Origin of the sequence: Actinacidiphila glaucinigra (genome assembly GCF_035918135.1) — a bacterium.
GTDB lineage: Bacteria > Actinomycetota > Actinomycetes > Streptomycetales > Streptomycetaceae > Actinacidiphila > Actinacidiphila glaucinigra.
The window spans coordinates 469496-489202 of the sequence record NZ_CP109144.1; the positions used below are offsets into that span (position 1 = coordinate 469496).

Below are 19707 nucleotides of genomic sequence, written 5' to 3' on the forward strand. Positions count from 1 at the left end.
GTGGTTCTCCTTGCAGGTGCGAGCGGTCATTCCTTGGTTCCTCCTGCTGTCATGCCCGCGACCAGGAATCGCTGGGAGAACAGGAAGACGACCAGGACGGGCAGGATCGACACGATCGTTCCCAGCGCCAGGGTGGGCAGCTGAACGGAGTCGGATCCCGCGGAGCTGGGATTGAAAGCCGGGGTTGACGCCAGAAGCGAGGTGAGCCCGACCTGGATCGGGTAGCCGTCGCTCGAGGGCAGCATCACGAACGGGAGGAAGAAGTTGTTCCAGTTCTGCACGAAGCTGAAGAACGCCACCAGGGCGACGATCGGGGCGGCCAGCGGAAGGGCGACCCGGGTGAAGACCTGGAACCCGTTGCAGCCGTCGATGCGTGCGGCCGCGAGGATGTCACGAGGGATGCTGGTCGAGAAGTAGATGTAGGTGAGATAGACGCCGAACGGGAAGAACGACATGGGCAGGATCACCGACAGCGGGCTCCCGATCAGACCGACGCTGTTCAGTTCGAGGAAGATGGGCAGTACCAGTGCGGTGCTGGGGATCAGCATGACGACGAGTGTCAGCACGAGCAGCGCCTGCCGAAGCCTGAACTCCGTGAGCGCGAGCGCGTAGCCGGCGGGGATGCTCACGAGGAGCGTGATCACCAGAGCGCCGATGGCGTACAGCGCGGAGTTCCCGATCCAGGTCGTCACCGCACCGTCCTGGAAGTCGAACAGCTGGTGCCAGTTGACGACGAAGTCCGACCACGACCCGAACGAGAACGGATCGGCGACGACGAGCGCCTTCGAGGACTTCGTGACCGCGAGGAGCAGCCAGACGATCGGGACGGCGAAGAACAGGACGAAGACGACGAGCAGGACGCCGGCGATGGACCGCCCGCTCCACCCGCTGAGGCGCGGCCGGCGGCGTTCGGCGGAGAGTGCTCTCATGGTCATTCCTTCTCGAAGAGGCCACCGCGGGTCACGAACACCCAGGACAGCAGGAGCGCGACGACCAGCAGGATCAACGAGATCGCGGCCGCGCCGTTGAAGTCGTTCTGCTGGAACGCGTACTGGTAGGCCAGCTGGTTGAGCGAGTAGTCGTTGGGCACCACCGCGTTGCTGGCCTGGCTGAGCAGCTGCGGCTCGACGAACAGCTGGGTGCCGGCCGCGAGCGACATGACGCCCATGTACGCGACCCACTTGCGCAGCATCGGGAGCTGGATCCGAAGCGCGATCTGGACGGCGTTCGCACCGTCGATGCGGGCGGCCTCGATCACGTCGGTGCTGATGTTGTTGAGGGCGCCGTACATGATGATGATCCACCCGCCGGCTCCGGTCCAGAACGCGATGATCGCGAAGATCGCCGGAAGGTGGCCGGGCTGGATCACCTGCACGAAGCTCTCGAACCCCATCGCCCTGAGCAGACCGCTGACCGGGCTCGCCGTCGGATCGAGGACGAAGAGCCACAACAGGACGCTGGACGCGCCCGCGAGCGCGCCGGGCAGGTAGTAGACGAAGCGCAGGCTCGTGCTCACCCACCGCACGCTGACGGCGTGGACCACCAGCGCCAGGCCGACGACGAAGACGACCAGCGCGAGGAGCCACATGAGGAGATAGGTGGTCACGTGGAACACGGCCGGCCAGAACCGGAAGTCGCCGACGACCTTGGTGAAGTTGTCGAAGCCCGCGAATCCACCGTCGGTATTCGTGAACGCCAGGAGTACTGCGTAGAGCGAAGGGACGATCCCGAAGGCAATGGTGAACAACGCGTAGGGCGAGACGAAGAGATAGCCGATCGGACTGCGAGCGAAGGCGCGGCCGGCCGGCCGGCCGCTGCCCCGGCCCGACCGCCGACGCCCCGAGGCGTCGACGGCCGGCCGGCCACTCGGAGGAGCGAGGGTCATGTCAGTTCACCTTGTACCCGTTGACCTCGGCCTGGTTCTCGATCGCCTTCTGCCAGGTCGGCAGCAGGTCCACGATCGACTTGCCACCCGTGATCCCCGGGGTCATCGTCTTCGCCCATATCGCCTCCTGGCTGAACATGGGGTAGCCCCAGCCGTCCCAGACCTGCGACGCGGCGGTCACCACCGGCTGCAGCGGGGTGGCGTAGTACTTGCTCGCCTCCTGCTTGGCGATCCACTTCTGTGCGGCGGGCGCGTACGCCGGGTAACCCGGTGCGACATTCACCTGGTACTCGTCGGCCGTGGTCACGAACTGGACGAACTTCTCGGCGGCCTTGAGGTTCTTCGAATGGCTGGAGACGAACCAGGTTCCGCCACCCACGTTGCCCGTCACCGCGCCGCCCTCGCCCTTCCACGGCAGCGGCGCGCCGACGCCGAGCCGCCCGGCCGGCACGTTGAGCGACTGAGGGTTGTTGAAGATCGCGCCGGCGTACCAGGCCGGACCCGGCATCATCAGCACCTTGCCCGAGTACTTCTTCAGGAACTCAGGAGTGAAAACGCTGACCACCGGCACGGTTCCGTTCTGGCGGAGGGCGTCGAGCATCGAGGCCGCCCGCTTGCACTCGGTCGAGTCGGCCTTCACGGTGACGGACTTGGGACCGGTCACGCCGTTGGCCTGGCACTTGCTCCCCCACATGAACACCTCGGGCGTCCAGGCGTCACCGGCCGTCCCCATGATGTAGCCGGGGTGCTCCTTGGCGACCTTCTCCCCGAGCGCCTGGTACTCCTCCCATGTGGTCGGGAGGGCGTAGCCGAACTGGTCCAGCAGGGACTTGTCGTACCAGAGCACCGCCTGGGCGAGGTCGTTGCGCAGGCAGTACACGCGGCCGTCCACCGTGCAGGGGTTGAGAGAGCCTTCGGTGAAGTTGCCGAGCGTTTCCTTCGGGACCAGACCCTTGTCCAACACGGCCGCGAACGCCTGCTTGCCGGCGCTCTTCTGACTGGCCCATGCCGCGTCGTTGTTCTGGCTGGAGAAGACGACGTCAGGCCAGCCACTGCCGGCACGGTCGAAGAGCTGCATCTTCGTCCGGAAGGAGTTGGACCCGTTGGCCGACCCGTCATAGGTGACGACCTTGATCTTGGTGTCCGGGTTCGCCGTCTGGAACGCCTTCGCGGCAGCCTGTCGGTCCGCGTCCACCCAGACCGTGATCGTCGAGGAGGCCTCCTGCTTGGCTTCGGGAAACCCGTACGCCCCGTTCGCCGAGCTGCCTTGGCCGCCGCAACCAGCGAGGCTCAGGAGCGCCGTCGCGGCACACATTACGGCGACGGCCGACGCCTTACGGCGCCAACGCACCACAGAGTGGATTCCGACCATGAGATGTCCTTGTCTTGTCGACTTCGTTGACGACTCCGCGCCAGGACTGTAGGGCATACGTATGATGTTTGTCACGGGCCTGAGGCGTATCACCTTGAGAAGCTGTTGTCGTCCCGATCTCGAGGGGTGCGCGTCGACGGCGGTCTCGTTCGATCGGTTTCCGTCGACTGCGGGCATGAAGGCAGGGCCTCTTGGCAACTCGGGGTCGCGAAGCCGGCCGAGATCCAGGAAACACTTGCTGCCGCGTCGCTCACGCCGGTGGAGGGACGTGGACGAGTGCCACGCTCTCCACCAGTGGGCGTCGCTTACGACTCGCCCTGCCCGGATCGCCTCAATGCCGGGCCGGCCAAGGCCCAGGGCGACGTTGCTGTCCGCGCACACCGGCCGGATGCGGGCGTCGACCGCCTCGAGGAGGTCGCCGACGTCGGCGGCGCGGAACAGCCCCATCGTCTCCCCCGGGGGGGGCAGCACGTGTTCGCCCGTCAGGCCGCAGCTTCTTGCCGGAGCGTCGTCACCACCGACGGGCGTTCGAAGAGCCTCATCGGCCGAGCCAGCCGCCGTCGACCGGCAGGATCGTCCCGGAGACGTAGCGCGCAGCGTCCGACGCCAGGAACACTGCAGCGCCTGCGATGTCCTCCGCCGTTCCCCACCGCCCCGCCGGTATCCGCTCGAGGATCGCGCGGGACCGGTCAGGGTCGTCCTGAAGCGCTTGGGTGTTGTCGGTCGCGATGTAGCCCGGGGCGATGCCGTTGACGGTCACACCGCGTCCGGCCCACTCGTTCGAGAGCGCCCGGATCAGTCCCGCCACGCCGGACTTGGCCGCCGCATAGCCCGGCACGTTGATCCCGCCCTGGAACGAGAGCAGGGAGGCGGTGAAGACGATGCGCCCGTGCCGCGCCTCCAGCATCCGCCGCCCGAGAACCTGGCTGAGCACGAAGGTACTGGTGAGGTCGACTTCGAGCACCTCGTCGAACCATTCCAGGGGGTGCTCGGCGGCGGGAGCGCGGCGGATGGTCCCGGCGTTGTTGACCAGGATGTCCACCGGCCGCTCGCCTGCGGCGAGTTCCCCCGCGAACCGGATCACCTGCCGCCGGTCCGCGAAGTCGACGCGGTGTCCCGAGAACTCGCGGCCGAGCCGGCGTACGCGGTCGCCGATCTCCGATGACGCAGGATCGAGGGTGGCGGAGAGTGCGACGATGTCGGCACCGGCGGCGGCCAGGGCCTCGGCGACGGCGAACCCGATTCCACGCTTGGCCCCCGTCACGACAGCGAGGCGCCCGGTCAGGTCGAACGGGTTCATGACGCGCTCACCTCGACGAGCAGCTTCATCGCCTGCCCGGCCTCGAGGACACCGAAGGCCGCTTCGACCTCCCTCAGGGGCACGATGCCCGTGATGAGCTTGTCGGCCGGGATGGCGCCCTCGGCCAGGAGCTCGACGGCGCGCTCGAAGTCGTGGCGCTGGTAGACCCGCGCACCGAGCAATCTCAGCTCCCGCCAGAACACGCGGTGCAGGTCGACGGGCCGCGGTTGTGAGTGGATGGCCACCACCACGAGCGTGCCACGGACCTTCGCCAAGCTGGTGGCGCCGAGCACGGCGGCGGCCGAGCCGGAGACTTCGAACACGACGTCCGCTCCGGCGCCGTCCGTCCACTCCTCCACCCAGGAGACCTGATCGTCCGACGAGGGGTCCAGCGTCGTCAGCCCCATCTCCTCGGCGGCGGCCCGCCGGGTCGGGTCGATCTCGGCGATCACGACCTCGGCACCGAACGCGGCAGCGACGGTCGCGATCAGAACGCCGATCGGGCCCGCACCGATGACGACGGCCTTGTCGCCTGCGGCAAGTTCGGAACGTCGTACGTCGTGAACCGCCACCGCGACGGGCTCCACGAGCGCGGCGTCTCGCAGCGAGATCTCCGAGGGCAGCCGCACGAGTGTCGACGCCGGAACATTCCAGTACTCCTGAAGGGCTCCTGGACTGTCGATGCCTATGAAGTCCAGGTTCTGGCAGATGTGCTCGTTCCCCGCGCGGCAGGCCGGACAGGTCCCGTCCCAGGCCAACGGCATGACGGTCACCGCGTCACCCGCCGACCAGCCCTCCACTCCGGCGCCGAGGGCGGCGATGGTGCCCGACATCTCGTGTCCGATCGTCGCCGGCCTGCTGACCCGGCCGTCCATGTCCCCGTGGAACACGTGGAGGTCCGTGCCGCAGATTCCGACGTAGGCCACGGCGACCCGGACCTCCCCCGCACGCGGCTCAGCCGGTTCCCGTTCCTCGACCGTCATCGTGCGCGCGCCTACGTAATGTGCCGCCAACATGCCGATCGGCTCCTCCTCTTCAAGTCGCGGGCCGCACCGGCCCACAGCCCTGCGCAGCCTAACAGGGAAACATCATACGTATGCTGTCGCTGCTACATTCAACCTCGTGACCAGCAAGCCGCCGACGCGCGACCACGCATCCATGGAGCAGACGCTGCCGACCCGAGGACTGCGGACCGGGCACCAGCTCACGGAGTTGGGCCTCGGTGCAGCCCAGTTCGGCAACCTGTTCACCGAGACGACCGACGACGAGTCGCACCGCGCCGTCGGAGCCGCAGCCGAGGAAGGGATCCGCTACTTCGACACCGCGCCGCACTACGGCCTCGGACTGTCCGAACGCCGCCTGGGGGACGCCCTGCATGCGGCCACTCGGCGAGGTGTGGTCATCTCCTCGAAGGTCGGGCGCCTGCTCGTGGACAGCCCGGACACCAGTCACCTGCTCGACGACGACGGGTTCATCGTGCCGGCGACGAAGAGGCGGGTCTGGGACTTCAGCCGCGACGGGATCCTGCGCTCCGTGGAGGAGTCACTGGCGCGGCTCGGAACGGACCGGCTCGATATCGCCTATCTGCACGATCCCGACGACCACTGGGGGCCGGCATCGTCGAGCGGGATCGCAGCTCTGACCGAACTTCGGGACCAGGGTGTCGTCGGTGCCATCGGCGCCGGCATGAACCAGGCGGCGATGCCGGCCGAGTTCGTGAGGCACACCGACGTCGATGTGGTCATGGTCGCCGGGCGATTCACGCTTCTCGACCAATCGGCACTGGACGACCTGTTGCCCGTCGCCGGCGCCCGCGGCATCGGCGTCGTCGCCGCGGCGGTCTACAACTCCGGACTGCTGAGCAGCACGGCCGTGGACGAGTCGGCGACCTACGACTACGCGGCGGCGCCGCGGGCCGTCGTAGAACGTGCCGCCCGCATCGCCGCCGTCTGTGAGCGACACGGCGTGGAGCTTCCCGCGGCCGCCGTCCAATACCCGTTGCGTCATCCCGCGGTCGTCTCGGTGGTGACAGGGATGCGCACCGAGGAACACGTGCGGAGCAATGTCGCACGGTATCGGGCGGCGATCCCGGAGGCGCTGTGGGAGGAGCTGCACTTCACAGGGCTCGTCCCCGACCCGGTCCGGACAAGCTGACCCTCCAGGGTCAGGAGTCATACGTCATATGAATCTTGTCACAAACATCATACGTATGCTAACTCTGTGTCGGGCATCAACGCCCCTAGCACAGGAAGCGATCGAACATGACATCGACGTCAGACTCGACACGCTCGGTGAGCAGACGATGGAGGCGCAAGGCGGGCATCCTTGCGGCGCTCGGCACCTGCGCCGTCATCGCATCAGCGCTCATTCCCCTCCAGGCTCAAGCCGCGCCCCGGACGGTGTACTTCGCAGCGCCGGACGGTAAGGGCTCCGGACACTGCAGCCAGGCGCAGCCGTGCTCGCTCGAGCGGGCTCAGCATGTGGTCGGTCCGGCCACCAAGCACGGTGACGTGACCGTTCAGCTTGCCGACGGCACCTACCGCCTTTCGGAGCCCCTGCGGTTCGGACCCGGCGATGACGGCGGCGACCACACGGTCCAGTGGGCCGCCGCCCCGGGCGCCCACCCCGTCATCACAGGTGCCTCGAAGGTCACCGGCTGGTCCAAGTCCGAGGCAGGATCGGGCATCTGGGAGGCCGACACCCCCAGCGGCCTCGACACCCGCCAGCTCTACGTGAACGGCGTGATCGCCCCTCGCGCCGCCATCCGCCTGGCCAACGCGGACGTCACTCCCACCGCGACCGGCCTCACCATCAAGAACCCGGCCCTGAGCTACCTCGCCACGCTCCCCGACCAGGGGCGCATCGAGTTCGAGTCCCTCGGCGACTTCACGAACCGCTACTCGCCGGTCCAGAGCATCAGTGCCACCGAGATCACGATGGCGCAACCGGCGTGGGACAACAACACCTGGGGCTGGGACACCGTCCAGAACTCATTCCTGGCCGGTCCTAGCTGGTACCTCGACAACTCACTGAGCTTCCTCACCCAGGTCGGCCAGTGGTACATAGATCCGGGCGCCGGGAAGCTCTACTACAAGCCGGCGAACGGGGTCGACCCCAACCGGCTCGACATCGAGCTGCCCCGCCTGGAGACACTGATCAGCATCGGCGGGACGTACGACAAGCCCGTGTCCGGCCTTGCCTTCAAGGGCATCCAGTTCTCCGGAACCTCGTGGCTCGGCCCCTCCACCGACGGGTATGCGGTCCAGCAGAACGGCCTCTTCATCAAGGGCGCCTACGACTACCGCCCCGCCGACGCCTTCACCAGCTGCTCACGCGGCTGCGAGATGTTCGAACGAGCACGCACCAGCTGGTACCAGGAACCCGCCGCCGTGCAGGTCTCCGCTGCCGGCCGCATCTCGTTCACCGGCAACACGTTCACCAACCTCGGCCAGTCGGCGCTGGGCATCGGAAACGACGCCAACGCCACCGCGACCGGCGTCGGGCTGGGCGCCGGCGACATCGATGTGGTCGGCAACCGGTTCATGGAGAACAGCGGCCACGGCGTCGCGGTCGGCGGCGTACTGCCTGACGCGCACCACCCGAGCGACCCGAGGATGACCAACCGGAACATCCTGATCTCCGACAACACGATCAATCGCGTGGCGGTGGACTACAAGGACAACAGCGGCATCCTCAGCACCTACGTCACAGGCGCCCGCATCCTGCACAACGAGGTCTCCAACGTCCCCTACGACGGCATCGACACCGGATACGGCTGGGGCATCAACGACGCCGGGGGCTCGAACGACTACGTCGACCGCGGCTACTACAAGTGGAACACGCTCTACACGACGCCGACCACGCTCAAGGACAACCGCGTCGAGGGCAACCTCGTGCACAACACGAAGGCGCGCTTCGCCGACGGCGGATCGGTCTACAACCTCTCCGCCAGCCCGGGAAGCGTCGTCGCCAGGAACTACCTGTTCAACATCTCGGGAGTCGGCCTCTACCTCGACGAGGGCTCGCGCTCGATGACCTACGAGAACAACGTGGTCCAGGGCGGTTCCTTCCTCTTCACCAACGCGTACAGCCTCCGCAACAACACCAGCGACAACGTCATCCAGAATAACTGGTACAACTCGGGCGGAGCCTCGACACCGAACGCCGCGGCGCACAACAACCAGCTGATCAACAACGTGAAGGTCACCGGCGCCAACTGGCCCGCGGGCGCACGAGACGTGATCTGCCAGGCGGGTGTCGCGCCGCAGTACCGGACGTCGCTCAACGCGAACCAGTTCGGCTTCAGCGGGTGCGCGGTCGACGCACCGGTCGCACCCGGCCTCCGCACCTCCGGAACTTCGGCCGTCAGCTCGTACTTCGGCCAGCGCGGCGGTGGGTTCGGGATCGCGGCGGCCGGCGCCGACGTGTGGGGCGCCGGCGGTCAGCACGACGACCAGTTCGGCTCGGTCTACCGGGACGGCTCGTTCAACGCCGACGCGAGCGTGTCCACCCGGGTCGTATCGGTCAACGACGCGAACGCCTGGGCCAAGTCCGGGGTCATGGTCCGCAACGACATGACCAATGCGGGAAGTTCGGCCGGGTACGCCGTCGTGGCGGTCACCGCCCGCAACGGCGTCGTGTTCGAGTGGGACGCCAACGGTGACGGGTACCTGGACACCGATGCCCGTGCCAGTGTCGACATCTACCGCCCCATCTGGGTGAAGCTCACCCGGTCAGGCACGTCGTTCAGTGCCTCGTACTCCTACGACGGCGCCAACTATGTCCCGATCGGTCAGCCCGTGACGTTGGCCTCGGCCGCAGCGAAGCAGGACGCGGGCATCTTCTCCACGTCCCACGACGTCACGCAGTCAGCGATCAACCAGTTCGACTCCGCCTCATTCACGGCCGCAATGATGCCGTAGATACCGCTCACGGTCGTCCGACGGCAGGCCCGGTGACGTGTTGCGGAGCGCGCCGGCGGACCGGCGGTGCGCGGACCCCGGCAGCGGACGCACAAGAGGACCAGAGCACCAAACGTGACCTGCCGTCGGCCGTAAAGCCGTGCGGGGCGGGCGTACGCTCGCCCCGCACGGCTGCACCAAGCCGACGCCTGCGCCAATGCCAGCCCCCCGCGCTGCCGGCGGGCGGCGCGACCCCGCACACCGCGCCGGCGCGATGGATCGACCTCTTCGTCGACTTCCTGGTGACCAAGGACGGGCTCGCCGCCGTACTGCGGTCCGACAACGCCGGCTTCGAGACGCCGCACGCCCACTTCCTCGACCGCCTCCTGCCCGTGTCCTACGTGGTGAGGCGGACGAGTCTTCTGAAGCAGCAGAGGACGGCGGCGAGTCCGGGCCGAGTGGTCCGGTGAGTGGTGGCAACCGGCAACCGCAGCGGTTCCGGTATCAGCGGCCCAGCCCTCCGAGGCACCATCGGCGATTTGGCCAACCCCGTTTCTTCGCGCTCCTGTTGCAGGAGACGGGTCGGTGCATCGTCCACGCTCCGACACGCGCTCTATCTCGGGATTCAGAGAGCGTCCGAAACACACCAGTTCGATATCAGGGCCGGCTCGTTGAGCCTCACGACCACGCCGGACGACCCTGTAGGGGAGCCACGTTGACCTCGGCCGCCACGAACGCACAGCAGCACACCCAGCCGCCTCCACCACCTCCCGCAGAGATCACCTACAGCGGGCACTACTCCGTCAATCCGCTCGCCGAGGTCTCGTTCCGGCGCATGTGCGGGCAGATCCCGGCTGTCCTGGGCCGGATCGCCCGGCTGTCGTTGCGGACCGACCGGCGGGCCGTGCAACTGCTTCTCGGCTGCCAGGTGGTCACCGGCGTTTCGGCCGCCGTGCTGCTGGCCGCCACCGCCCGCGGCATGGAACCGGTCCTCGGGGACGGCACTGCCGGCGAGCGGCTGCGCGGCGCCCTTCCGGCGCTGCTGGTGGTGGCGCTCGCAGCCGCGCTGGGCCGCGCGGCGGGGGCGGTGGCCACGTACGCCGAGCGGCGGATCACTCCGCGGCTGACCACGGAGACGGACTCAGCGCTGGTCGAGGCGGTGTGCCGGGTGGAGGCGGCGGCGTACGCGGAGGACGGGTTCTCGGATCGGCACGAGGCAGCCGAGATGGGGGTGATCCGCACGCACGTCATGGTCACTGACGCCCAGCGGTTCCTGTCCGCGCTGATCCGCATGACCACCGCCGGCGGCGTGTTGTCGGTGCTGAACCCGCTGATGCTGCCACCGCTCCTGCTGGCGGTGCTGCCGGCCGGTGTCGGCGCCGTGCTGACCGCCCGGGTCGACTACGAGATCCACTACGCCAACATCGCCGATCGCAACGTGCGCGGCATGATGCGCTGGTGGGCGACCGAGTCGAAGAACGGCGACGAGGTCCGCGCCAACGCGATGACCGACTACCTCATCTACTGGTACCGGGCCCTGTCCGACCGGTGTGACCGGCGCACCCTGGCCGCCGCGCCGCGTACCCTGCGGATCGCCCTGCTTGCCGCGCTGGCCGGCGGCGTCTTCCTCGTCGCGACCTGGGGCGCGCTGGCGTGGCTGGCGGTGTCCGGCCGGATCGAACTCGCGGTGGCGGCGACCGCTGTCGTCGCCGTGCAGACCACGCTCGCCGCACTCTCCCAGGTGGTCGTCAACGGCGCCGCGGTCTTCCACACCAGCTTGTACCTGGGCGACCTGCAGGCTTTCCTCGACGACGCCACCGCCCGCGCCCCCGAACGCGGCCCCCGCACACACGCCGCGCCGACCGAGGAGATCCGGCTCGAGGAGGTCGTCTACCAGTACCCGGGCAAGGACAAGCCCGCCGTGGACGGTGTCTCCCTTTCCCTGCGACGCGGCCAGATCCTCGCGATCGTCGGCGCGAACGGCTCGGGGAAGTCCACGCTGACCCGGCTGCTGACCGGGATCTACCTGCCGGACAAGGGCAAGGTCACGTGGAACGGCACCGACCTGGCCGAAGTGGACCCCGCCACGGTGTGGGCCAACACCGGCCTGGTGCCGCAGATCTTCGCACAGTGGCCGCTGCGGGTCCGCGAGAACGTCACCCTCGGCCAGCCCCGCACCCACGACGACACCCCCGTGTGGCAGGCCATCGACGCGGTCGGCCTGCGCGAGGCCGTCGAGGACCTGCCCGCGGGCCTGGACACCCTCCTGGCCCGCGACATCTTCGGCGGCACGGAGCTCTCCGGCGGGCAATGGCAGCGCATCGCCTGCTCAAGGGCCCTGTACAGGCGCCCGGGGCTGCTGATCCTGGACGAGCCGACCTCCCAGATGGACCCGCGCGGCGAGCACCAGATCTTCGAACAGATCAAGGCCATCGCCGCCGAGCGCATCACGGTCATCGTCACGCACCGCCTCGAGAACACCAAGATCGCCGACCATATCGTCGTAATGGAACACGGCCGGATCACCGAGCAGGGACGGTACGACGACCTCCTCCACGCCGGCGGAACCTTCGCCGAACTCCTGGAACTCTCCCAGGACCGCTGATCCGTCACGCCCCCGCCGATCAGCCGGACCGGCACCGCCGAGGACGATCCGTGCTCCCACCCCCCACTGCCGAGGGCCGCATCCCCCACCCCCCGCGGCCTGTGGCGCCGATGGCGCTGTCACGGTTACCGCGGGGACCGCCGTTCGCCGCGGCACCCTACTTCTGCAGGAAGGACTGCAGCAGGTTCGTCACTTCCTTGGGCTTCTCCTCGGTCACCCAGTGACCCGACCCCTTGATGACCCGGCCCTCGACGTTCACGGCATAGTCGCGCCATTGGTCGGCGATCTTGCCGCCGAACGACGCCTGGCCGCCGATAGCCAGGACCGGCATCCGCAGCTTGCCTTCCGCCAGGAACTTCTTGTTCTGGTCCACGTCCCCGCGCAGCTCGCGGTACATCTTCATCCAGGCCACCGTGCGGCCCGGCTCCTTCAGGTAATGGGCGTAGAAGTCGTAGTCGTCCTTCGTGAACGCCGATTTGTCGGCCAGAAGCTCCTCGATGAAGCCCTGGACGAAGACGCGCTCGTGACCGGAGATGAGCTGCTCGGCGAGCGGCAGCTGGAACAGCCCGAAGTGCCACATCGAGGGGGTCTTCGGGTTGGCCTCCAGCGCCGGGAAGCGGTACAGGCTGTCGTCCGGGATGGGAGCCTCCATCACGGCCATACGGCGCACCTCCTGCGGCCACTGGGCCGCGTAGGCGTAGCTGACCCACAGACCGACGTCGTGCCCGACGACCTGGACGCCGTCGTTCAGCTTCAGCTTCTTCAGCAGCTCATGTACGTCCTCGGCCATTTGCGTCTTCGCGTAACCGCCCTTGGTGACGTCAGAGTTGCCGGCGCCGCGAAGGTCCACCGCGATCACGGTGTGGTTCTTGGAGAGCGGGCCCATCTGGTCCCGCCACTCCGCCCACGACTGGGGGAAGCCGTGGATCAGCACGACCGGTGAACCTTTGCCGCCCCGCAGGTAGTGCATGCGGAAGCCGTTCACTTCTGCGTACTTGGAAGTGAAACCGGGGGGAGGCTTCGCCTGCGGGAAGGACGACGGGGAGGGAGACTCTCCCGCCGCCGTGTCCTGCCCGCGGCTGTCGCCCCATGCTCCGGCGCTCGCGCTCGGGGCGACCAGCAGGGCAGCAGCCAGCACTGCGATGAGCGCGGCGAGCCTGCCGGTTTTCCTGGTTGGTGTATCCACGATTCACCCACCTGAAGTGATTCGTATGAGGGAGGTCATTTTGTTGCCGCAGGCCACCAGTGCGCGTGATCACGGCCAAACGTCAGCGATGTACGCTGTTGCACCGGCGACGCCGCGCACGACCCAGCGGGCCATGGAATTCCCGCAGCGGCAAGGAGTGCGGGCAAAGGCGGATCGCCTGCCCACCAGGCTGTACACGCCGGCGGAGGCAGAGCTGAACGTCGGCCCTACGCGACCATCATGAGCACAGCACCCGGGGATACGCCATTGGGGGGACGGCCTCCCACCCCTGACAGGTCGCCCGCCGACGGCACGCGAGGCGACGCCGCCCGGCGGAGGTCAGCGCACCCGGATGCCGGCCGGAAGACGGCCCGCACGTCCAGAAGGGCGGCGGGGTCCTTGACGGGATCACCGTCGACGGCCAGATGGGTCGGCTCCGGCACCGGCGCCGATCCGTCCCTTGCGGCCCTCCGCACGGCACAGCCGGGCGGCCAGGCCGGTGACCAGGTGCGTGGCCGCCCTGGCATCGCTCCGGGCCAGCTGGCGCCCGTCAGCGTGCCGCAGTTCGCGGAGAACCTGACCGACCGCCAGGCCGCTCACACGGTGCAGGCGAGAATCGACCGCGGCAGGCAACGTGCTGCGCGCACTCGGTTTCGCCGACCTCGTGGGCGAGTTGGAGATCTGACACCGGCGGTAGCGGCCAAGGGCGACCTCACGGACGAGGAGTTCCAACGCGCCCTGGAGAAGATCCTGCGCTGACCGACACAGGCCACGCAGGAGCAAACGCCACAGCTCAAGCACCGAATGTACTGAAAGTGAGGTTATGCCTGCTTTATGGTGACCTGAGGGGTCGCGCGCGCAAGCCGTGACGCACACCGGAACCTCTGGAGGTGCAAGCGGTGAGGCGATGGCGGGCTCTGATCATCCTCGGTACCGCCCAGTTCCTGATGGTGCTCGACACCTCGGTCATGAACGTCTCGATCAGCCAGTTGGTCGAGGACTTCGACACCGAGGTCACCGCGATTCAGGCCGTCATCACCCTCTACACCCTCGTCATGGCAGCCCTCATGATCACGGGTGGGAAACTCGGGGACATGCTCGGACGCCGCAAGGTATTCGGCATCGGACTGATCGTGTACGCCACGGGCTCCGCCCTCACCGCTGTGTCCCCGACGCTGTGGGTGCTCATCCTGGGCTGGTCCGTGATCGAAGGGCTCGGCGCGGCACTGGTCCTCCCGGCGCTTGCCGCCCTCGTGGCCGGGACCTACCAGGGCCGGGACCGGGCCGTCGCCTACGGGGTCATCGGCGGCCTGGCCGGAGCCGGCATCGCAGTCGGACCCTTGGTCGGTGGCTGGGTGACCACCTACCTGACCTGGCGTCTGGTCTTCGCCGCCGAGGTCGTGCTGGTGGCTGCCATCCTCTTGGGCATGCGCTGGATCGAGGACCAGCCCCACGGCGGCTCCCGACCGCACCTCGACAAGGCCGGGGCCGCGCTGTCCTCCATCGGCCTGGCCCTCGTGGTGCTGGGCGTCCTGCAAAGCAGCACCTGGGGGTGGCTGCGCCCCCGCAACTCCCCCGTGACCGTCTTCGGCTTCTCCCTCACCGTCTTCGTCATCGCTGCCGGGGCCGTCGTGCTGTGGTTGTTCCGGTTGTGGGAGCGACGGCAGGAGGCACGTGGGCACGAACCCCTCGTGCGGTTCTCGCTGTTCGGCGTGCCCGCTCTACGGGCCGGCCTTGCCGCATTGCTCAGTCAGAACCTCATCCTGCTGGGCCTGTTCTTCGTCATCCCTCTGTACCTCCAGATCGTGCAGGGCCTCAGTGCCTTCGAGACGGGGCTGCGGCTGCTACCGGTGTCGATCAGCATGCTCGTGGTCTCCATGAGCGGCCCCCTGCTCGGCCGGATCGCCTCCCCCCGCACGGTGGTCCGTACGGCTCTGCTGATTCTCATCGCGGCGATTCTCTGGCTGCTCGCCACCATCACTCCATCCCTCAACGATCTTTCCTTCGCATGGGCGATGGCCTTGCTTGGTGCGGGTATGGGCCTGCTCGCCTCCCAACTCGGCAACGTCGTCCAATCGAGCGTCGGCGAGTCGGAACGCAGCGAGGTAGGCGGTCTGCAGTACACCGCTCAAAACCTGGGATCCTCCCTGGGAACCGCCCTCATCGGCTCGCTGCTCATCGGGGCACTGGTGCACGTGTTCACCACGCGGATCGAAGAGAACCCGGAGATCTCCAACGCGGCACGTCAGCAGGTCGGCATCACCATCGAGGCGGGCGTCAGCTTCGTCGGCACCGACCAGGTACGAGCCGCGGCAGAGCGCGCGGGCCTTGGCAAGCCCGAGGCCGACGCCCTCGTGGCCGAATACGCCGAGGCACAGCTCGGCAGCCTCAAAGCCGCCGTCCTCGCCACCGCCGCCATCGCGCTCGCCGGCTTCCCGTCCACCCGGCACCTGCCGACACACCGGCTCCGCAAAAACTCGGCTGCCTGAGGGCTTCCTTTTCCATGATGGGTCACCGGGTTCCTCCGAGGATGCCCCGGCCTTCAGGCCGGGGAGGAATCGGACCCCTGCGGAGCAGGGCAGGAAAGAGGGGTTTCGCCCCCAGGGCGAAAGACCGTCGGGTGGCGTGTGCGTGGTACCGAGCGAGAACCAAGCCGGAGCGACGGCGCGTTGCGAGAAGCAAGCACGGCGGTCGGGCAGGTCCTGACCGAGCCTGATGACACTGGGCAGACGCCGGGGGCAGCAGCCGGTAGCCGGCCGGCGCCCGTGGCCGGCGCCGTGCGCGGTTCGGTAGTCCCGGTGTGGCGGGAGGGGCTGGAGGCCGGGGTGCTCGCGCCGGATTACCGGCAGATCATGGACATCCTGACTGGCCCGGACGGACCGGTCAAAGAAGCGATGGACTGCCGGCAGGTCGCCGCCGCGCTCGGGCTTCAGCCGGTGCCCGTGAAGGTCGAGGGAGTGCGGTCGAACGCCAAGCGCCTCGTGGCACGGGGCTGGCTGGCTGGCTGGCTGGCTGGCCGAACGGAGCCCGGGAAGGCCGCCAGTGCGCAATCGGGGCCCCAAACACTCCCCCTTGGGGCCCCGCTCCACGCCCCGACACCTGCACACGGGGCCGGATGCAGGACCCCGGCGACTTCTGCATCGACAGGACACTCGCCATCGACACCGTATCGCTGTGGATAACCAAGGACGCGCTACCACAGGCCGCAGGCTTCTCCGACGACCTGTTCGGTCAGGTCTGTGGAAGCCGAGCCGCCATCGCCAGTCGGCCGGGCGGCGATCCGGCATCACTCCTGCAAGTCCAATACCCAGGTCCCCGTGACGATCTTCTTCGGCGCCGCGCTGGAACGCGGCAGGGGCCACGGCGTCGGTCCTGTCGCTCCTGATGTCTCCGCCGCCACCGCAAACGGTGGCAAGCCCTGCAGGCCGAGGGGATCACCCTCGCCGCAATATGTGATGGTTGCTGTGCGGAGGGTCACTGGAGCCCGGCTCGGGTCCCTGCCCCGCGCGCATCCACATGCGACGTGCCGACAGGCCGGTGACACTGGGAAGAGCGGCGCCTGGAGAGGGTGGGCCATGACAACCGTCGAAGAAGTGGTCGAGGTCGCGGTCCCCGTACGAACCGCGTACAACCAGTGGACCCAGTTCAAGAGCTTTCCACGTTTCATGTCCGCGGTGAAGCGGGTCGAGCAGATCAACCCCGCGGTCACCCGCTGGGTCATCGGGATCGGCCCGTTGCACAGGGAGTTCAAGGCGGAGATCGTGGAGCAGCGGCCGGACTCGCACCTCGTCTGGCAGAGCCTGGAGCGCAGCCCGTACCACCGGGGCACGGTGTCGTTCCGCTCCGTGGCACCGGACCGCACCGTGATGACCGTGCGGATCGAGACCACGCGGCGCGGACTCAGGGACGCCGTCACCAACGGCCTCGGGGTCACCCGCCGGGTCGTCCGCGCCGAGCTGCGGAACTTCAAGGAGTACATCGAGGGCCTGGGCGAGGAGAGCGGGGCCTGGCGCGCGTCCATCCACAACGGACACGTACTGCCGCTGGAGCCGGAACCGCCACGCAGCCGGGTCCCGCGGTGGCCCGTCGGGTAAGCGATCCGCGCACGAGAGAACGAGGGACGCACCTCATGAAGAAGGCCCCCCGAGAAGAGCCGGACGAAACACTCGACACGACTGCGCCCAAGGACTGGGCCGCGGGAGTACCCGCCGTACGGCACGCGCTGGAGTACTCCCTCGAGGAGACCTCGGTCGCGCGCACCGGAGTGACCCTGCTGACCATGAACCAGGTGGACGGCATCGACTGCCCCGGCTGCGCCTGGGCGGACCCCGCTCCCGGCCACCGGCACCGCAACGAGTACTGCGAGAACGGTGCCAAGCACATCAACGACGAGGCCACGACGCGCCGCATCACCGCCGACTTCTTCCGGCGGCACTCGGTCTCCGAGCTGGAACAGGCCTCGGACCTCTGGCTGAACCAGCAGGGCCGGCTCACCGAACCGATGGTCAAGCGACCGGACGCGGACCACTACGAACCGATCAGCTGGCGGGACGCCTTCGAACTGATCGCCGTGGAGCTGAACGCGCTCGACTCACCCGACGAGGCGGTCTTCTACACCTCCGGCCGGGCCAGCAACGAGGCCGCCTTCGTCTTGCAGCTCTTCGCCAGGGCGTTCGGCACCAACAACCTGCCCGACTGCAGCAACATGTGCCACGAGTCCAGCGGCACCGCCCTCCACGAGACCCTCGGCACCGGCAAGGGAACAGTGAGCCTGGACGACCTGCACCACGCCGACCTGATCTTCCTGGTGGGCCAGAACCCCGGAACGAACCATCCGAGGCAGCTCTCCGCCCTGGAGGAGGCCAAGCGCAACGGCGCCCGCATCGTCGCGGTCAACCCGCTGCCGGAAGCCGGGCTGATCCGGTTCAAGAACCCGCAGAAGGCGCGCGGGATCATCGGACACGGCACCCAGATCGCCGACCGGTTCCTGCACATCCGCAGCGGTGGCGACCTCGCGCTGTTCCAGGGCCTGAACAGGCTGCTGCTGGAGGCCGAGGACGCCCGGCCCGGCAGCGTGCTCGACCACGACTTCATCCGCTCCAGCACCAGCGGTTTCGAGGAGTTCGCACAGCACGCCCGCGGCATCGGATGGGACCAGATCCTCCCCGCGACGGGACTGACCCGCGAGGAGATCGAGGACGTACGCGACGACGTGCTGCGCAGCGAGCGCGTCATCGTCTGCTGGGCCATGGGCGTGACGCAGCACCGGCACGCCGTCCCCACCATCCGGGAGATCGTCAACTTTCTCCTGCTGCGCGGCAACCTCGGCAGGGCCGGGGCCGGTGCCTGCCCGGTACGCGGACACAGCAACGTACAAGGCGACCGCACGATGGGCATCTGGGAGCAGATGCCGGACTCGTTCCTCGACGCGCTGCAGCGGGAGTTCGGCTTCGACCCGCCACGCGCCCACGGCATGGACTCCGTCAACTCGATCAAGGCCATGCGGGAAGGCCGCATCAAGGTCTTCCTCGCCCTCGCGGGCAACTTCGTCCGAGCCGCGCCCGACAGCGCGGTCACCGAGGAGGCCATGCGGCGGTGCCGACTGACCGCCCACATCTCCACCAAGCTCAACAGGTCCCACGCGGTCTGCGGCCGCACGGCACTCATCCTGCCGACACTGGGCCGCACCGAACGGGACGTCCAGCCCTGCGGCGAGCAGTTCGTCACCGTCGAGAACTCGATGAGCGAGGTGCACACCTCCCGAGGACGCCTGGAGCCGGCATCCAAACTGCTGCTCAGCGAGATCGCCATCCTGTGCCGGATCGCCAGGCACACCCTCGACGGCAGAACCGACATCCCGTGGAGGCAGTTCGAGACCGACTACGGCACGATCCGCCACCGGATCGCCCACATCCTGCCGGGGCTGCACGACTTCAACCGGCGCGTGGTCCGGCCGGGCGGCATCAGGCTGCCGAACCCGGTCAACGAGGGCGTCTTCGCCACCGCCACCGGCAAGGCCATGTTCACCCGCAACGCCTGGGCCATGCCGCAGGCCCCGGACGGGCACCTGCTCCTGCAGACCCTGCGCTCCCACGACCAGTGGAACACCATCCCCTACACCAACAACGACCGTTACCGGGGCATCCACGGCAGCCGTCGCGTCGTCCTGGTCAACCCCGCGGACCTGACCGACCTCGGCCTCCGAGGAGGACAGCCGGTGGACCTGGTGAGCGTGTGGTCCGACAACGTGGAGCGCCGCGCGGAGGGCTTCGAGGTCGTCCCCTACCCGACCGCGCTGGGGTGCGCCGCTGCGTACTACCCGGAGACGCAGGTCCTGGTGCCGCTGGAGAGCGTGGCCGAGACCAGCAACCAGCCCACCTCGAAGGGCATCGTCGTCCGGCTGGAGCCCGCGGACACCCGCCCCGACGCCTCGCCACGGTGAGCCGGTGCCCCATGGC

General features: G+C 68.3%; 12 protein-coding genes and 1 pseudogene. 7 read left to right on the forward strand and 6 right to left on the reverse strand.

Features of this window, described 5'->3' with window-relative positions; genetic code table 11:
• Positions 1-26: 26 nt before the first annotated feature.
• From OIE69_RS02095 to OIE69_RS02115, 5 genes are all read right to left on the reverse strand, one after another.
• A complete protein-coding gene (locus OIE69_RS02095; protein ID WP_326570203.1) occupies positions 27-929 on the reverse strand; it encodes a carbohydrate ABC transporter permease in 903 nt (300 codons plus the stop codon).
• 2 nt (positions 930-931) lie between these two features.
• Complete coding sequence (locus OIE69_RS02100; RefSeq protein WP_326570204.1) at positions 932-1885, reverse strand: carbohydrate ABC transporter permease; 954 nt, start codon at positions 1883-1885, stop codon at positions 932-934.
• A 1-nt stretch (position 1886) separates the two neighbouring features.
• Positions 1887-3257 (reverse strand): ABC transporter substrate-binding protein, encoded by a 1371-nt coding sequence (locus OIE69_RS02105; RefSeq protein WP_326570205.1) that lies wholly within the window; start codon positions 3255-3257, stop codon positions 1887-1889.
• Between the two features lie 538 nt (positions 3258-3795).
• Entirely contained in the window at positions 3796-4557 is a 762-nt protein-coding gene (locus OIE69_RS02110; RefSeq protein ID WP_326570206.1) for an SDR family oxidoreductase, read from the reverse strand.
• Complete coding sequence (locus OIE69_RS02115) at positions 4554-5573, reverse strand: zinc-dependent alcohol dehydrogenase (RefSeq protein WP_326570207.1); 1020 nt, start codon at positions 5571-5573, stop codon at positions 4554-4556. Before OIE69_RS02115 ends, OIE69_RS02110 begins: the two co-directional genes overlap by 4 nt.
• 142 nt (positions 5574-5715) lie before the next feature.
• Between OIE69_RS02115 and OIE69_RS02120 the strand changes: the two genes are divergently transcribed.
• The 4 genes and pseudogenes from OIE69_RS02120 (at position 5716) to OIE69_RS02135 (ending at position 12063) form a co-directional block, all read left to right on the forward strand.
• The gene (locus tag OIE69_RS02120) at positions 5716-6711 is read left to right on the forward strand and encodes an aldo/keto reductase (RefSeq protein ID WP_392567645.1); all 996 of its coding nucleotides are present in this window, start codon (positions 5716-5718) and stop codon (positions 6709-6711) included.
• Between the two features lie 356 nt (positions 6712-7067).
• Positions 7068-9479, forward strand: coding sequence for a right-handed parallel beta-helix repeat-containing protein (locus OIE69_RS02125; protein ID WP_326570209.1), 2412 nt, complete (start codon positions 7068-7070; stop codon positions 9477-9479).
• 174 nt (positions 9480-9653) lie between these two features.
• Positions 9654-9853, forward strand: a pseudogene (locus OIE69_RS02130) (TetR family transcriptional regulator); the annotation flags it as partial.
• Between the two features lie 320 nt (positions 9854-10173).
• Entirely contained in the window at positions 10174-12063 is a 1890-nt protein-coding gene (locus tag OIE69_RS02135) for an ATP-binding cassette domain-containing protein (RefSeq protein WP_326570210.1), read from the forward strand.
• Positions 12064-12220: 157 nt separating this feature from the next.
• Here OIE69_RS02135 and OIE69_RS02140 read toward each other — a convergent pair whose 3' ends face one another.
• Positions 12221-13249: an alpha/beta fold hydrolase gene (locus tag OIE69_RS02140; protein ID WP_326570211.1), complete on the reverse strand. Its 1029-nt coding sequence runs from the start codon at positions 13247-13249 to the stop codon at positions 12221-12223.
• A gap of 899 nt (positions 13250-14148) precedes the next feature.
• Here OIE69_RS02140 and OIE69_RS02145 point away from each other — a divergent pair.
• From OIE69_RS02145 to OIE69_RS02155, 3 genes are all read left to right on the forward strand, one after another.
• A complete protein-coding gene (locus tag OIE69_RS02145) occupies positions 14149-15738 on the forward strand; it encodes an MFS transporter (protein ID WP_326570212.1) in 1590 nt (529 codons plus the stop codon).
• 1086 nt (positions 15739-16824) lie between these two features.
• A complete protein-coding gene (locus OIE69_RS02150) occupies positions 16825-17343 on the forward strand; it encodes an SRPBCC family protein (protein WP_326570213.1) in 519 nt (172 codons plus the stop codon).
• Between the two features lie 35 nt (positions 17344-17378).
• On the forward strand, positions 17379-19691 hold the full coding sequence (locus OIE69_RS02155; protein ID WP_326570214.1) for an FdhF/YdeP family oxidoreductase: 2313 nt from the start codon (positions 17379-17381) through the stop codon (positions 19689-19691).
• Positions 19692-19707 lie beyond the last annotated feature (16 nt).

Bases quoted from the DNA above. Each gene is read 5' to 3' on its own strand.
- OIE69_RS02110 (WP_326570206.1), bottom strand. From the start codon at position 4,557: ATGAACCCGTTCGACCTGACCGGGCGCCTCGCTGTCGTGACGGGGGCC.
- OIE69_RS02105 (WP_326570205.1), bottom strand. From the start codon at position 3,257: ATGGTCGGAATCCACTCTGTGGTGCGTTGGCGCCGTAAGGCGTCGGCC.
- OIE69_RS02095 (WP_326570203.1), bottom strand. From the start codon at position 929: ATGAGAGCACTCTCCGCCGAACGCCGCCGGCCGCGCCTCAGCGGGTGG.
- OIE69_RS02100 (WP_326570204.1), bottom strand. From the start codon at position 1,885: ATGACCCTCGCTCCTCCGAGTGGCCGGCCGGCCGTCGACGCCTCGGGG.
- OIE69_RS02120 (WP_392567645.1), top strand. From the start codon at position 5,716: ATGGAGCAGACGCTGCCGACCCGAGGACTGCGGACCGGGCACCAGCTC.
- OIE69_RS02115 (WP_326570207.1), bottom strand. From the start codon at position 5,573: ATGTTGGCGGCACATTACGTAGGCGCGCGCACGATGACGGTCGAGGAA.
- OIE69_RS02150 (WP_326570213.1), top strand. From the start codon at position 16,825: ATGACAACCGTCGAAGAAGTGGTCGAGGTCGCGGTCCCCGTACGAACC.
- OIE69_RS02155 (WP_326570214.1), top strand. From the start codon at position 17,379: ATGAAGAAGGCCCCCCGAGAAGAGCCGGACGAAACACTCGACACGACT.